Source organism: Bradyrhizobium sp. NBAIM08 (assembly GCF_020193935.1).
Classification (GTDB): domain Bacteria; phylum Pseudomonadota; class Alphaproteobacteria; order Rhizobiales; family Xanthobacteraceae; genus Bradyrhizobium; species Bradyrhizobium yuanmingense.
In genome coordinates, this window is record NZ_JADYVR010000639.1 from 1 (window position 1) to 425 (window position 425).

Genomic DNA, 425 nt, shown 5'->3' on the forward strand with positions numbered 1-425 from the left:
CTCGGTCACGGCCTCCTGCCGGGGACCTGCAACCTCGAGCAGCTCGATGATCGGCTGGACCTCGCGGTGCTCGCGGAGCCGATGCGGGCGTCGCCCGACGCCGTCCTGTCCACCTCGTTCGGGTTCGGGGGCCTCAACGCCGCCCTGGTCGTGAAGCGGGCCTGACAGGTCTCCGGCTCAGCGTGGCAGCCGGGCGGTGAAGAGCGAGCCCTCGCCCTGCCTACTCTCGACGGAGATATCGCCGCCCAGCTCACGGATCACGTCCCGCGACCCGGACAACCCGAGCCCGATCCCGCGCAGCGTGGTCGCGTTCGACCCGCGCCGGTAGGGCTCGAAGATCGCAGCAAGGTCGGCGGCCGGGATGCCAATTCCCTGGTCGCGCACGGCGACGGCGACCTCCGCATCCGTTGCGGTGACCTCCACCA

At 71.3% G+C, this 425-nt stretch carries 1 protein-coding gene; it reads right to left on the bottom strand.

Going from position 1 to position 425, the window contains the following annotated elements; genetic code table 11:
* Positions 1-177: 177 nt before the first annotated feature.
* The coding region (locus tag I6F37_RS41340) for a sensor histidine kinase KdpD (RefSeq protein ID WP_249795476.1) at positions 178-425 on the bottom strand (248 nt) is incomplete at its 5' end.